This window comes from Alteromonas sp. AWJ4_197, assembly GCF_056160285.1.
The window spans coordinates 30,662-44,838 of sequence record NZ_JBSWWW010000009.1 but is presented as its reverse complement, the minus strand read 5'-3'; the positions used below and the strand labels follow the sequence as shown (position 1 = coordinate 44,838).

The 14,177-nt window shown below is 49.9% G+C and carries 12 protein-coding genes; 6 read left to right on the top strand and 6 right to left on the bottom strand.

What is annotated here, in order from left to right:
- Window positions 1-36: 36 nt before the first annotated feature.
- The 3 genes from ACXAGC_RS19125 (at window position 37) to ACXAGC_RS19115 (ending at window position 2,953) form a co-directional block, all read left to right on the top strand.
- The gene (locus ACXAGC_RS19125; RefSeq protein WP_474846381.1) at window positions 37-1,047 is read left to right on the top strand and encodes a LacI family DNA-binding transcriptional regulator; all 1,011 of its coding nucleotides are present in this window, start codon (window positions 37-39) and stop codon (window positions 1,045-1,047) included.
- Window positions 1,040-2,596, top strand: a complete 1,557-nt coding sequence (locus ACXAGC_RS19120; protein ID WP_474846379.1) for an MFS transporter — start codon at window positions 1,040-1,042, stop codon at window positions 2,594-2,596. The genes ACXAGC_RS19125 and ACXAGC_RS19120 overlap by 8 nt, the downstream gene beginning before the upstream one ends.
- Before the next feature lie 111 nt (window positions 2,597-2,707).
- Window positions 2,708-2,953, top strand: a complete 246-nt coding sequence (locus ACXAGC_RS19115) for a hypothetical protein (protein WP_474846377.1) — start codon at window positions 2,708-2,710, stop codon at window positions 2,951-2,953.
- A 234-nt stretch (window positions 2,954-3,187) separates the two neighbouring features.
- On the opposite strand, the gene ACXAGC_RS19110 is transcribed toward ACXAGC_RS19115, so the two are convergent.
- From ACXAGC_RS19110 to ACXAGC_RS19085, 6 genes are all read right to left on the bottom strand, one after another.
- Window positions 3,188-5,959: a TonB-dependent receptor domain-containing protein gene (locus ACXAGC_RS19110; RefSeq protein ID WP_474846375.1), complete on the bottom strand. Its 2,772-nt coding sequence runs from the start codon at window positions 5,957-5,959 to the stop codon at window positions 3,188-3,190.
- Between the two features lie 240 nt (window positions 5,960-6,199).
- The gene (locus tag ACXAGC_RS19105; RefSeq protein WP_474846442.1) at window positions 6,200-6,778 is read right to left on the bottom strand and encodes a tannase/feruloyl esterase family alpha/beta hydrolase; all 579 of its coding nucleotides are present in this window, start codon (window positions 6,776-6,778) and stop codon (window positions 6,200-6,202) included.
- A gap of 84 nt (window positions 6,779-6,862) precedes the next feature.
- Window positions 6,863-7,771 (bottom strand): hydroxymethylglutaryl-CoA lyase, encoded by a 909-nt coding sequence (locus tag ACXAGC_RS19100; RefSeq protein ID WP_474846373.1) that lies wholly within the window; start codon window positions 7,769-7,771, stop codon window positions 6,863-6,865.
- Window positions 7,772-7,792: 21 nt separating this feature from the next.
- Window positions 7,793-9,070 (bottom strand): CitMHS family transporter, encoded by a 1,278-nt coding sequence (locus ACXAGC_RS19095; protein WP_474846371.1) that lies wholly within the window; start codon window positions 9,068-9,070, stop codon window positions 7,793-7,795.
- 6 nt (window positions 9,071-9,076) lie between these two features.
- Entirely contained in the window at window positions 9,077-10,363 is a 1,287-nt protein-coding gene (locus ACXAGC_RS19090) for a serine hydrolase domain-containing protein (RefSeq protein WP_474846369.1), read from the bottom strand.
- The gene (locus tag ACXAGC_RS19085; RefSeq protein WP_474846367.1) at window positions 10,360-11,565 is read right to left on the bottom strand and encodes a CaiB/BaiF CoA transferase family protein; all 1,206 of its coding nucleotides are present in this window, start codon (window positions 11,563-11,565) and stop codon (window positions 10,360-10,362) included. Before ACXAGC_RS19085 ends, ACXAGC_RS19090 begins: the two co-directional genes overlap by 4 nt.
- Before the next feature lie 335 nt (window positions 11,566-11,900).
- On the opposite strand from ACXAGC_RS19085, the gene ACXAGC_RS19080 reads away from it, so the two are divergent.
- The 3 genes from ACXAGC_RS19080 to ACXAGC_RS19070 all read left to right on the top strand — a co-directional run bounded on the left by ACXAGC_RS19080 (window position 11,901) and on the right by ACXAGC_RS19070 (window position 14,006).
- Window positions 11,901-12,785: a LysR family transcriptional regulator gene (locus ACXAGC_RS19080; protein ID WP_474846365.1), complete on the top strand. Its 885-nt coding sequence runs from the start codon at window positions 11,901-11,903 to the stop codon at window positions 12,783-12,785.
- Window positions 12,786-12,970: 185 nt separating this feature from the next.
- Complete coding sequence (locus ACXAGC_RS19075; protein ID WP_474846363.1) at window positions 12,971-13,735, top strand: hypothetical protein; 765 nt, start codon at window positions 12,971-12,973, stop codon at window positions 13,733-13,735.
- An 82-nt stretch (window positions 13,736-13,817) separates the two neighbouring features.
- Complete coding sequence (locus ACXAGC_RS19070; protein WP_150154239.1) at window positions 13,818-14,006, top strand: hypothetical protein; 189 nt, start codon at window positions 13,818-13,820, stop codon at window positions 14,004-14,006.
- The last annotated feature ends 171 nt before the right edge of the window (window positions 14,007-14,177 follow it).

The following is a 14,177-nucleotide window of genomic DNA, read 5'->3' as shown; positions in this document are numbered from 1 at the left end:
AAATTGGTGGCATGATGAAGGCGCAGTATTTTTATTATGGCAACCATTTACGAAGTTTCTAAAGCGGCAGGAGTCTCGCTGGCTACAGTGTCCCGGGTGATGAATGGCAATGCCAAAGTCAGTGACCGGACGCGGCAAAAGGTCGTGGATGCAATGGAAGCGTTAGGTTACAAGCCTAATGCTATCGCCCAGTCTTTAGCTTCAAACCGCACAAACAGTGTGGGTTTACTGGTGTCTGAACTGCACGGCTCCTATTTTGGTGATCTGATGAGCACCATAGAGCTGATCCTTAAAAAACATGGCAAGCACGTTATTATCACCGCGGGCCACGTAGATGAAAACCGTGAAACAGACGCCATCGATTTTCTGACCAGCCGGCGTTGTGACGCATTGATTGTCCATGCTGAAGCTGTGACTGATGACTATCTGATTTCCTTAAGCAAAACATCTGTACCGGTGGCGGTGGTGAACCGTAAAGTTAACGGTCTGGAAGATAAGTGTTTTGTCGCTGATAACGTGGATGGCGGCTATCTGGCAACAAAAGCGGTACTGGACAAAGGTCACCGGAATATCGGCTACATCAGCGGACCGCTTTTCAAAGCAGATGCCTCGGACCGGTTAACCGGACATAAAAAGGCATTAGCAGAAGCGGGTATTAGTTTTGAGTCTTCACTGATGTTTGAGGGAGACTATCATGAGTCGTCAGGTCAGGAAGGGTTTGCCAGCCTGCTGGCTCAGCATCCGGATATGACTGCACTGGTATGCGCCAACGATGAGATGGCCTCAGGGGCAATGACCGCCGCCAGAGAAGCGGGTTTCGATTTACCTGAACAGTTGTCGGTAGTGGGGTTTGATAATGCCATTTTCTGTCGCTATCTGTATCCCAAACTGACTACGGTAAGCAACCCGGTACGTGCCATGGGCGAAATGGCAGCGCACTGGGTGCTGGAACATGTTTACGACATCAAATGTCCTCAACCTGTCACGCATATCTTTGAGCCTGAACTAATCTTACGGGATTCGCTGGGACCGGCACCCCATGCTTAACAGGCTTTCTCCTTCGCTGCGTTACACACTCATTGTAGCGCTTGGCGGGTTCATTTTTGGCTTCGATGCCAGCGTAATTTCCGGCGCTATCGGTTTCATTGATTTAGCCTTCGGGTTGTCAGACTGGCAGCAGGGGTTTGTTGTCAGCTCTCCCACACTGGGCGCATTAATAGCCATGTGCTGTGCCGGTGCGGTCAGTGACGCTATTGGCAGGCGAAAAACCCTTATCATCATTGCTGGGCTGTATCTGGTTTCCGCTCTGGCCTCAGCTCTGTCGGTGAATTACTGGATGCTGGTAAGCGCCAGATTTCTTGGCGGCATGGCATTTTGTTCACTGTTAATTGCGCCGGTGTATATCGCTGAAATCAGCGCTCCGGAAAATCGCGGCAAAATGGTGTCAGTAAACCAGCTCAATATTGTCACGGGTCTGGCACTTTCGTATTTCAGCAATTACGCCTTCCTTCAGCTCAGTGGCAGTGATGCGCAATGGGTAAGTGATCTTGGGATCAGTGACAACTGCTGGCGTTACATGTTGGGACTGGAAATGATACCGGCGGCCATATGGTTAGTGCTGTTGTTTAAAGTGCCCCGCAGTCCGCGCTGGCTCATGCTTAAAAATCGTCAGGCAGAAGCCGGACAGGTTGTCAGAAAACTGTTCAGTCATGAGCAGGCTGAAAGACAGCTCGCGGCTATGAGCCAGTTATCAGAAAACAAACACTGGCGATGGCGGCAGCGGCTTGGATTTCTGGTCGCACCCCGCATGCGCTTTCCTCTCATTGTCGGATTAATACTGGGAGTGTCACAACAAATCACGGGTATTAACGTAATATTTTTCTACGCCCCGACCATTTTTGAGCATAGCGGAGTCGGCACCGATGCGGCTTTTATGCAGGCGATCTGGATAGGATTAATCAATATTGTTTTTACCATTATTGCTATGGTGACCATAGACCGTTGGGGCAGAAAACCGTTGCTTGTAACCGGACTCTGCGGAGTGATGCTGAGCATGGCAATCTGTAGCTGGGGCTTTAAACAAGCCACTTATGAACTAAATTCTGTGGAAGTGGCTGAAATTTCACTTGGCGATCCGGCGCTGGCCACACAACTTGTGCCACTCACGGGTAAGGCATTTTCATCAGACGTGTCATTTAAGCAGTCTTTAATAAATGCACTGGGACAGGAACAATACAGTCAGCATCAGCGGGTGCTGTTAAGTAAGGGCATCAATATGAATGCACCAGTGGTTCTCTTTGGATTACTGGCGTTTGTGGCATCCTATGCCATGTCTTTAGGGCCTGTCATGTGGGCTATGCTGGCAGAAATATTTCCTAACCAGAGCAGGGCCCTCGCCATCTCCGTGGTGGGCGTAGTTAATTCCCTCTCAAGCTTCCTGGTCCAGTTTCTGTTTCCCTGGGAGCTGATGAATCTCGGCGCCGCCGTCACTTTTGCCTCCTACGGTATATTCGCGCTCATCAGCCTGGTGCTGGTGGTTAAACTGTTTCCGGAAACCAAAGGACGTTCGCTGGAGCAAATCTCTGAGGGATTGTAGAGGAACCTCTTGCGTGTGCAGGCTGGCATCAAGGACAGTTGCGAAAGCGAGCTGAGGTGGTAAGTTCGTACTTGTTACTAATTTGAGTAACGATTAAAAGGATATTGAAATATGGAAATTTTAGACAGTAATGAAATTTTATTTGTGAGTGGTGGTATGGATCGCGAATCCATGCAATTTACAACAAGTATGTTCGCTGGTTTGGTCTCTGGAGGTAATGGTTTTTTAATGGCAGCAACAGCTTGGGGAGCTGGTTATTATCATGATTTCCAAAGCGGATTATCTATACCGGGTCCATCTGGCCCATCTTCCAATCATTTGACGACTATGCAGCATCGGAATTATCACTCCCACTAGAGTTTCATTTTATGAACATGCTCATCCGGTATTTGAATCCTGTTTTCACTGTTATCACATCAGTGATGATCATACTCACGTTTTTCAAACCTCTCTGGTTTGTAGAGTACGAGGCATTCAGGATAGTTATCCTGATTGGGGGCGGCTTCCTGCCGGTATTGTATTGCCGGAAGTTGTTGACAACCTCAGGTTAAAAAAGCAGTGCGCCAGGCGCACTGCTTCTCCATTCACTTTTTACAGTTCAAAAGACAGTCTCACATATGCCTGACGGCCTAACGGGTCGGCGGCTGTAGACAGATACTTGGTGAAAAAGGCTGCCGGTGGTTCGCGGTCGAACAGGTTCACGGCACCCACTGCAATCTGATACTGCTCGTTGCCGCCAAAGCGGAACGCGTACTGAGCATCAATTACCGTGGATGAACTGATCTGCCCCCATGGTGTGGTGTAATTCATCGGCAGGAACACGTCATCTTCCACACCATCAACAAAGCGCAAGGTGACGTTTGCGGAGTGGGCGTTGTGTAACCAGGATACCTGCATCGTGTCGCGGTATTCCGGTGCAACAGAGCCGGGATTGTTGTCGTTTCTGCGTCCCACTACGTCATACACGGGTTGGTCCGGGCCCACCTGCACGGTGTACTCGTTAATCCAGGTCAGCGAGTTACTGATGCTGAGAATGTGACCATCAATGATTTCTGTACGGTAATCCAGACGCCAGTCAATACCGTTTGTTTCGGTTTTACCCGCATTGAAATATCCCACGTTTACCGCCAGTAACCGGCCATCAGCATCCCGAATCAAATCAGGCCCGTTTGGATCCCGCTCTATCACCTGTGTTGCTGTTTCTGCTGTTACCTGATTCTCGAACTCAAAGCTCCAGTAATCTAACGATGTGGTTAATTCATCTGTTACTGCCCAGGTCATGCCGATATTAAAGTTAGTTGATTCTTCCGGCTCCAGGTCGGGATTGGCAATTGTATTGATTACACGGAAAGTCCCGTTGTCATTCGGGTCCAGCGGATCGATAGTCTGGCTGACGCCGGAAGATGACTGATTACCCACTGAGTGCGCCAGAGACGGTGCTCTGAAAGCGGTACTGGCAGAGAGTCTGAAGGTGAGGTCGTCGGTAGCACGCCAGTTAAGACCTAATTTCGGATCAGTAGTGGTGAAGCGCCCGTAGTCTTCATAGCGCAACGCCAGTTGCATATCTAAATCCAGTGTCCAGGGCAGGAATAATTCTGCAAAGACAGCATCGATGGTCCGTGAACCTTGTCCCGGAGACTGCTTGCCGGTAAAGCCCCAGCGTCCGGCCTGCGTCGCCGCATCAACAGTAACTTTACGGGTTTCCTTTCTGGTTTGCCCGCCAATAGCCACACCAATCGTTCCGCCGGGCAAATCAAACCAGGAGCCGTTGGCAACAAATTCAATGATTTGATAAATCACTTCATCTGAGGAACGGCTGGGTTGCAACAGGTTGTAAAATACGCGGTCATCATGGTTAAGCTGATCTTTACCAAATGGGCTGAACCAGACACAGTTTCCTTCACCGGCGGTTTCAGCACTACTTGGGTTGCCAAACGGATCTGTCTGGCAATCAGCGCCACCATAACCATTTAAAGCATTTTGCAACATTTGCAGATCAGTGTCCGGCTCTGTATTCAGTGCGCGCTCCTGACTCCACACTCCGCTGACTTCGTACTGCCAGTCAGAGAAGCCCAGCTCACCTTTCCCCCCTAATACTAAATGGGTACCGTCCACGTCAGATTCTGCGAGACGGTAATCCGCATTAATTCCCAGCACACGGCCATTGAACTGGACATCAACGCCGAAAGGGTTATATGGGTTTTCTGCCGGGACAACGGGGGATCCCAGTGAGATGGGCATACTGGCGACACCATAGCGATTACCTTCTTGCTTATAGAAGCGGCCTTCGAAGAACATCTCATGCTCATCATTTACAAGGTAATTGGCTGATGCATAGGTCAACCAGGTTTTAGACTCTGGCATGATCGGGTTCATTTGCTGGTAGCTGAACTGGCAAGTGCCGTAGGGAAACGGATTGCTGCCAACATAAATGCCGCCGGTGCCTTCGGCGGTACAGTGCGGATCGGCCAGCGTCACTCTGTTGCTGCCTGTATCTGCTGAAATCTGGTCGTACAGGGCGGAATAGTTTACCGGTCCGTTTACGCCATTATCGATGATGACATCTGAACCGTCAGCGCTGACAGGGCGCTCTGTAAGTACGAAGTTGCCCGGCTGCGCTGTACCTGAGGTGTTGTTAGTGGCTGTGACGGCGCGATCTGAATTCTGCAAATTTGATTTGTACTCGTAGCTGCTGGCGATCATGCCGTGAAACTTGTCGTTTCCGCCACCCAGTTTAAATTGCAGCAAATTAGCCGGTGCGTTTTCAATCGCCGTATGTTGCCAGCTGGCCGTCACACCTTCGTAGCGATCATCGGTTATGATATTCATGGCGCCGGCTATGGCATCAGAACCGTAAATGGCAGATGCGCCGTCCAGTACGGTTTCAATTCTTCCCACCGCGATAGTGGGAACTAAGGCGGCAAGGTTGGTGTAACTGTTACGTTTAGCATCCATTTCCTGTGAAGAAACACGGTGTCCGTTAAGCAATACCAGCGTGGAAGAGGGGCCCAGACCCCGCAAGTTAGCAGAACGGGTCTGACGGGATTCTGAGCCGCCGCCGGCGAGGTTATTCACGCCGCCCACACTACCCGTGTTCGCTGTGTTATTTACAATGATATCGTCCACACCGGAAAAGCCGGATTTGAGGATTTCTTCACTGCCGACAATTTGGATGGGTGATGACATGGAAGCCTGTGCATCGCGGGTTACATAACTACCGGTCACTCTGATGACTTCAACGTCTTTTTCTTCTTTGTCCTGAGCAAAAACAGTTGTTGATGTTGCCGGGTTAAGCAGAGCGGCGAGAACGGCGAGTTGCAGCTTGCTTCTTAAGAGCGGATGCTTTTTTGATGTGCTGAACATGATGTTTAGTCCTGAATCTGGTCGGACGGCAACCACTAATACCGTCCTGTTTTATGTGTTTGCCAGCTCCTGGCCGGCAGTCCTTATCAGTTCTCATCACACCATGGTGATATCAATAAGTTAAATTGATTTATACTATCAATTAACAAATTTTTAATATGAATGGGTTTTAAGTTTCTGAAATATAATGGTTTGGTGTTGAGGGGATCAGCTCAATTTTTTCATAATCCAATATAGACGCTATTTAATTATGGTTTTGGCGGGAGCTACCTGAAAAGTCTCTTTTGACTTACCGTTTACCGGTGCGTCGATGACGCCGGGTTCAGTGCCGTGCTCAACCCATTGTTGCAGGGGAGGAAAAGCATCAAATTCGCTGATAAACGGGCCGCCGGCGCAGTGAGACATACCCGGCACTTCGTAATATCTGGCATTAAAAGGCGATCCGGTATCTGCCGCGGCCTCCCGGAAATCGCGTGCTGTATCGGTTGACGATACAACCGGGTCTGCCAGGCCATGATAAATAATGAGTTTTCCGCCTTGTTGCATGAAGGCAGACAAATCCGTTTCTGTGGCATCGATACGCGGGGAGAGAGCATTTCCTGCCCGCTGATAATCTGTGTGCCAGTCAAATGTCCATGTATCCCATTCCGCCTGATTAAATGCCCACAAACGCCAGAAGTCTGCTCTGGCAGGTTGCGAAGGATTTATTGGATCGGCCATATAAGCGGCCCAGCCTGCACCTCTGGTGTATTCACTGCCGGGTGGAAAACCCGGATAGATTTGCTCATTAGTGACAGGATCGACCGGACCCTGATAAATCTTTGGCTGCCACTGTGTGAGAACTCAGAAGACAAGTGGCAACTGCAAGTTGGCTCAGCAGTAACCGGCTTAAGAACACCCGGCTCATTGTGCATTCTGCCTGTTTAGTATTGCCAGACCGGCGCGGGATGTACTTTGTCGTTGCAGTTCCCTGTTTATCCATAATCCGGTTTCACTGAGTTTGAGTAAATCGATGCCGTGGTTAAACCCTTCGCGGTCAAGCAGATAAACGAGATCCTCAGTGGCTACATTGCCAGTAGCTCCTTTTGCGTAAGGGCAACCGCCAATGCCGCCCACAGAGGCATCAAAGGTACGGATGCCTTCTTCCAGTGAAACATAAATGCTGGCAATGGCCTGCCCGTAGGTGTCGTGCATGTGCATGGCAATTTTGTGTGGCGGAATGCTCTGTAACAGGGCTTTCAGTAAGTGCCTGATACGTCCCGGCGTGCCTGTGCCGATGGTGTCACCTAAAGACACTTCAACACAGCCCATATCAAACAGCTTCTCTGTTACATTAATCACACTTGCGTGTGAAACGTCACCATCGTAAGGACAGCCCGCAACGCAGGATATGTACCCCCGCACCGGTATGCCTGCCTGTTGCGCCGCGCGGGTGACTTCTGCAAAACGGATCAGGCTGGTGGCAATATCGCAATTCAGGTTTTTATGGGAAAAACCTTCTGATGCTGAAGCGAATATCGCCACTTCATCTGCTCCGGCACTTACCGCCTGCGCAAAGCCTTTCAGGTTAGGGGTAAGGGCTGAATAAATCACCCCGGCTTTACGCGATATGCCTTCAAATACGGCAGGGGTATCCGCCATTTGCGGAACGCGGTCCGGGCGAACAAAACTGCCGGCCTCAATATGTGTTAACCCGCATCCGGCAAGCTGGTTGATGAGCATAATTTTCGTGTTCAGGGAAACCGGTAACCGCTCGCTTTGCAGGCCATCTCTGGCACCCATTTCCACTATCTTAATATCGGTGTTCGTCATGTTTTTACCCTGTAACGACTTTTATAAGGGGATCACGCCAAGCAACACGGCTACCAGCGTCATAAATAACGACACGCCGGCCAGTAAGGGCAGGGCGTAGCGCTGATGATCTGCCAAACTGATTTGCGTAAGACCAATAAGCAGGAATGTCGCCGGTGTTAACGGGCTGACCGGAAATCCGGTGGTCATTTGTCCCAGCAGTGCACCGTGTGCCACGCTGACAGCAGGCAGGCCCGATTCAGCAGCAATGCCTGCCAGTACCGGCATAATGCCGAAGTAAAAAGAGTCCGGGTCAAACAACAGGCTCAGGGGCATAGATAACACTGCGACCACAAGAGGCATATTTCCGGTTAATGCCTCAGGTAACAAGGTACTGCCACTTGATGCCATGGCATCCAGCATGCCAGAGTGCTTCAGTACGCCGGTAAAACATCCGGCAGCAAACAGAATGCTGACCATCATGAATACCGGCGCAGCGTGGTTATCGATGGTTTTTTTCTGTGCTTCCTGCGAGGGGGCATTAATCAGCAAAGCGGCCAGCGCACCGCCGGTAAACGCCACAACAGGGGGGAGCAGACTGGCGACAATGGCGCTTATGACAATGACTATGAGCCCAATGTTGATGAACCATTTTACGTCAGTCCGGCGGGTTTGCTGTGCTGAAGTGATGGACGTATCTGAAATCGCATTTTGTTTCAGCCGTTCTTTATGGCCCATCCAGTAAGCAATCAGGAGCACAAAAGCAAAGCCGCAAAGATGCACCGGCAGTAAGGGCGCGTAAAGCTCCATAACCGGTACGTCGAGGGCGGCGGCTGCACGGATGGTGGGACCACCCCAGGGAAGCATATTGTTGACACCTGCCGACATCGCTACCAGTGCTGCCAGCTTTTTGCGCTCAATATTCAGTGCATCAAAAACCGGTAATACCGCGGGTATCACAATTAAAAAGGTACTGGCGCCGGAGCCGTCCAGATGCACCAGTGCGGTAATCAGCACGACACCGGTGAACAGTTTTCTCGGGTCGCTGCCGCACACTTTCAGCACGCCGTTGATAAAGGGCGTAAACACATGGTTGTCGTTCATGATGCCGAAAAACAATATGGCAAACATGAACATGACCGCCACCGGAGCAATAGCGGTGATACCCTGAACCAGGTAGCCGGGTACCGCCATGCCTTCGCCGGCAATCAGCGCGCCCGCTACAGGGATAGCGACAAGTGCAACCAGCGGGGAGAGCCGTTTGCTGACGATAGCCAGCAAAACGGTCACGATGGTCAGAAAGCCGGTGAGCGCTAACATAAACTGTTAACGGGCTTCTGCGGCAGTCGCTTCAATCAGGTACTGACGAAACGGTACCTGTTTAGCAAAGGGAGGCGGCGTAATAACCTGCGTCATAAAGACCACCAGGCTTTGGGTTTCGGGGTTGACCCAGAACACCGTATTGCCGGAACCTGCCCAGCCGAAAGACCCGTCGGGCATGAAGTTTTCAGCTTCGGTGTCCGGTGATCCAATAGCAAAGCCGTATCCGAACGCCATCGGGGCGTCGTTACCAAATTCTTCAATGGTGATGCGTGGCGCAAATAAGGCATCCACAGACGCTTCGCTTAACAGCCGCTTACCGTTATAAGTACCTTTATTTGCCAGCATGGTGGCAAACGCCACGTAATCAGAGGCGGTGCCGGCCAGTGCACCGCCGCCATCGAGTAAGCGGTTTGCATCTTTGTAATCGGTATTTTGTGCCGTTTCTATGACCTTCAGACCATTCTCAGTCATCAGATAATTGGTCACAAACCGGTTGAGATCGTCACCGGTGACAAAAAAGCCGGTGTTGTTCATACCAAGAGGCGTAAACAGGTTGTTCTCAAGCCAGTTATCCAGCCGCTCGCCGGTAACGGTTTCAATAATTTTACCCAGGAGGGTAGTGGAATAGCTGTAGTCAAACGTTTCGCCCGGCTGGCTCAGCAGCGGGGCCGCGGCGAGTCGTTCAGCCAGTTCAGTAAGATTACGCGCGGGCGCACCGTCTGTTGGCAGTGTGCCAACGGGGGTATCACGCTTCACGCCATATTTCCGGTAATACTGATGAACCGGTGTGTTACCGGTAAAGTGATAGGTTATGCCTGATTTATGGGCCAGCAGGTCATCAATGGTCATTTGCCGCCTTACCGGCTCCGTGACCATGTTCTCAAGGTCGCCGGACACATAAACCTGTGAGTCTTTGAAGGCTGGCAGGTATTTGCTGACCGGATCGGTCACCTGCAACTTGCCCTGTTCCTGCAGCATCATAATGCCCACACTGGTAATGGGTTTGGACATAGAATAAAGACGAAAAAGGGTATCATCCGTCATCGCCATTTTGCTGCCAGTATCCTGATACCCGTTCACATAATGATAAACCGGCTTGCCCTGCTCAATAATTGTGGTGACTGAGCCCGGCATAGTGCCGTTTTCAACCAGCGTATCTAATTTGGCAGACAATGCCGCAAACCTGTGGTCATTGTCAGCAGAGGGCGTTGCACATCCGCTCAGCGAAGCAAAAGTAAAAAGCGCAGCTGCACCGAGAATGTATGATTTTGCCTGAATGTTGAAACTCATTTTTCACTCCGTTCAGTGCTGAATATGATGTTCTTTTTCTGTAACTCATCGATAGCGTCGTGGCTGTAGCCTAATCCTTCAAGAATGCTCACCGTATGCTGGCCGGGTAGTGGTGGCGGTAAATCGTCTGTGACTTCTCCGTCAACATTGAAAGGTTTGCCGGGTTGCCGTAAGCGGCCTTCAGAGGGGTGCTCGTATTCATTGAAAAAGCTGATGGATGACAGGTGCGGGTCATGAAGTAAGCCATCAATGTTGTTCACCGGAGCAAAAGGAACGTCAATCTCAGTCAGTGCGGTGACCCACTCTTCCGTGGTCCGCGCAGGAGTGGCTTCACTGACAATTTTATACAGCGAGCCCACGTTTTCGCTCCGCTTTACCGGATCGGTCACCGTGGCGTGCTCAGTCATATCTTCGCGTCCAATCAGGCGGAAGAAGCGCTGCCAGTGACGGGTGCTGTAGGGCAAAATACTGATGTAGCCGTTTGCCGTAGGAAAGGGCTTACGGTAGGGTGAATTCAGCCGTTCATAGCCGGTGCCGCCGAGAGGCGGTACAAAAGTTTCGCCGGCCAGTTGCTCGGTCATCAGAAATGACACCATGCCTTCAAACATGGGCGCTTCAATGCAGGTGCCCTCGTTATGTTTCAGGCGGTGAACCATGCCGGCCAGCACCGACATGGCCAGATGCATACCACCCACTTTGTCGCAAATAATTGTGGGAATAAAACGGGGCTGACCGTCAGATGTGCGGTTTAGATAGGCAATGCCGCTTTCCGCCTGAATGATGTCATCGTAAGCAGGTTTGTGGGCATACGCGCCGCTTTGACCGTAGCCGGGCGCAAAGCAGTACACAATTTTATCGTTAATCTTCTTTACCGCAGGATAGTCAATGCCAAGACGCTCTGCCGTAGCAGTACGCATGTTGTGAACAACCACATCGGCTTCTGCGATCAGCTTTTGAAGTATTTCCTGTCCGCCCTCACTTTTTAAATCCAGAGCGATGGCTTTTTTATTGCGGTTACAGTTGATGAAGCCCGCCCCCATTTCCGCTGAACGGCCGGGTCTGACGGTTCTGAATAAGTCCCCGGTGATGTTCTCTACCTTGATAACGTCTGCACCAAAATCACCAAGGAATTGCGTTGCATAGGGCCCTAAAACGATGGTGGTTAAATCAAGGACCTTGATCCCGTTGAGCAACGAAAACATAGATTCTCCTCAGATAAGCCGGCGGATGGAAAGGGTAACGTGCCGGCTACTTAATTTTTACAAGTTGTTCATACTATGCGGAATGGTTATCTATCAGGCAAATCAATTAATTCTATAATTCAATATGGAAAATCTATTAATTAGGCGGGGGCTTTGTCAGCCCCGCTGCCGGAATCTGATGTTGTTTGATACGGAGCTGACGTTCAGAAATCAAATTAACCTTTTTTGGATTAAAAGTTTACATTTTATTCATACTATGATTTTCTATTATCTATAACTCCAATAAATAAATTGTATAAATCTATAGTTTATTTTGATTAATTGGGTGTGCTCACGTGGTCAACATCAAACATCTCAAAGCCTTCATTGCTCTTGCCACAGAACTTCACTTTACCCGGGCTGCAGAACGGGTTTGTCTCACCCAGCCAGCACTAAGCTCGCTGATCCAGCAGTTAGAACAGGATTTCGGGATCCAGCTTGTAAGAAGACATACCCGCCAGGTTGAACTGACGCCTGCCGGAGAAGAGTTTCGTGACACGGCAGAAAAGCTGGTGGCTGACTTTGAGCAGGCCATATACGACGTTAAAACTTACAAATCCGTAAGGCGGGGCAGGCTGGATATAGCGGTGCTGCCCTCAGTTTGCAGCTCTTTGCTGCCACGGGTGCTGAAACGGTTTAACAGCGATTATCCGGATATCCGGTTAAACATTCAGGACTGCGCCGGAAAGGAGATCATCAATGCGCTGAATGAAAAGCGGATTGATTTCGGCATTTGTTATGCCCAGTCTGACAAAGAAGTGGAAGCACTGACCCTGATAAAAGATGCCATGGTGGTGGTGTGTTCTGATACACACCCTCTGGCAAAAGAGAAATCAGTCAAATGGGCACAACTGGCAAATCTGCCGGTCATTGCCATGAACAAAGGTACAACGATCCGTACCCTCATCGACAGCACTGCACTGGCTCAGGATATGAAGCTGGATATTATCCTTGAACCTATGCAGATGACGTCAGCCTTTGCCTACGCGGAAGCCGGACTGGGTGTGGCAGTATTACCCAGTTCAGGAGTTCCGGCACGCATGTCCCCGGGATTACGGGCGATCGAACTCACCCATCCGGTAGTGGAAAGAAATATTTCTTTACTCCGGCGTAGAGGGGTTGCCTTGTCTCCCGCCGGTAATATTTTAAAGCAGTATCTGATGGAGGCGGTTAATGGTTAAAGGCCCCCAATTACAAGTCTGTAAACTCTACATTTTTTCGCGTGTATATTTCTGTAGCCGTATCACTTTTAAAACACCGTTTTCTCGTAACTTATTGATTCCAAAGGGCGGCACTGGCTTTGCATCAGTTAACTCCGAATGACTATTCATTGTTCTCAAAAGACATATCAATTCAGGAGGTCGTTATGATGAACACGAAGAAAACATTAGCTGCTGTATTTGTTACTGCCACTTTATCCAGTGTTGCCGGTGCCGCTGCAGCCAAACAGGTTGAAACACAGACCGGTGCCATGCAGCCGGTGAAAATGGAAAATCAGCAACAGACCAATGCCCGTGACCGGATGAATAAAGCTGTGATGCAGGCTCAGGACTCCAACACCACAACGCGTCTGGCAGATATGCCGGATACCTGGATAACGCTCACTGGTGAAGTCACTGATGTGGATTCAAAGTTCTTCACGCTGGATTACGGTGACGGCACTATTTTCGTAGAGCTTCATAATACTGACCTGGACGCACAGGCATATGAAGAGCTGGAAGGGAAAGATGTCATGGTAACCGCACAGCTGGATGATGGTTTATTTACTGACTCCCGAATCGTGGCACAAAGTGTTTTTGTGGACGAGCTGGAAACAACCTATCTGGCTGATGATGTGGACCAGCATTCCGCAGATATGTACTTGAGTGCTGCAAATTCGCTGGACGTGGATGACGAAGAAATGGTGCTGGTGGGCACAGTTCAGTCTATCGGTAAAAAAGCACTGCAGTTAAAAGTAGGCGACTCAACGCTGACTGTAGAGCTGGACGATCTTGATGACATGCCGCTGGATCAGGATGGCAAGCTCACACTGATTAAGGGCGAGCGGGTTCGTGTCACCGGTGAGATGGAAGAGGAATTCTTCAATACCTTTACCGTTGAGGCCGAAGGCCTGATGAAAATGAAAAGCTAATTTGACGAAACGTAAAGCGCCCGCCCTCCGGCGGGCTTTGTTTTCTGTGAACGTTTGTAATCACCGCTGAGGAGAAACAATAGTGAATCCCATAGCCAATATGTCCGGACTGAAAACGGCGATAGCCAATGGTGAAGAAGACAGAGTAAAGCAACTACTGGCGGGACAAACGCTGGACGAGTTGCAGAAAAGCTATCTGATAGATCTTGCAGACCTCGCCGGTAATGAGTCAATTAAAACATTGCTTCAGGACGCACCTGAAAAGCCTTGAGCGATTACTTAACTTGTTCTCTTTATCGGGCCAGCTATCCCCGGGGATAGCTGGCTTTTTAGGCCCCGATTAAACTACACGTTTCTAATCTTTAAAATCAATTTGAACAATCAATTTACTTCGTTTTATTCAAAAATAGTAATCGACCATAATCTTCTCAACGGACAGAAA

Coding starts and splice junctions, on each gene's coding strand:
- ACXAGC_RS19085 (WP_474846367.1), bottom strand. CDS start 11,565: ATGTTTTCGTTGCTCAACGGGATCAAGGTCCTTGATTTAACCACCATC.
- ACXAGC_RS19090 (WP_474846369.1), bottom strand. CDS start 10,363: ATGAGTTTCAACATTCAGGCAAAATCATACATTCTCGGTGCAGCTGCG.
- ACXAGC_RS19095 (WP_474846371.1), bottom strand. CDS start 9,070: ATGTTAGCGCTCACCGGCTTTCTGACCATCGTGACCGTTTTGCTGGCT.
- ACXAGC_RS19100 (WP_474846373.1), bottom strand. CDS start 7,771: ATGACGAACACCGATATTAAGATAGTGGAAATGGGTGCCAGAGATGGC.
- ACXAGC_RS19115 (WP_474846377.1), top strand. CDS start 2,708: ATGGAAATTTTAGACAGTAATGAAATTTTATTTGTGAGTGGTGGTATG.
- ACXAGC_RS19110 (WP_474846375.1), bottom strand. CDS start 5,959: ATGTTCAGCACATCAAAAAAGCATCCGCTCTTAAGAAGCAAGCTGCAA.
- ACXAGC_RS19075 (WP_474846363.1), top strand. CDS start 12,971: ATGATGAACACGAAGAAAACATTAGCTGCTGTATTTGTTACTGCCACT.
- ACXAGC_RS19120 (WP_474846379.1), top strand. CDS start 1,040: ATGCTTAACAGGCTTTCTCCTTCGCTGCGTTACACACTCATTGTAGCG.
- ACXAGC_RS19125 (WP_474846381.1), top strand. CDS start 37: ATGGCAACCATTTACGAAGTTTCTAAAGCGGCAGGAGTCTCGCTGGCT.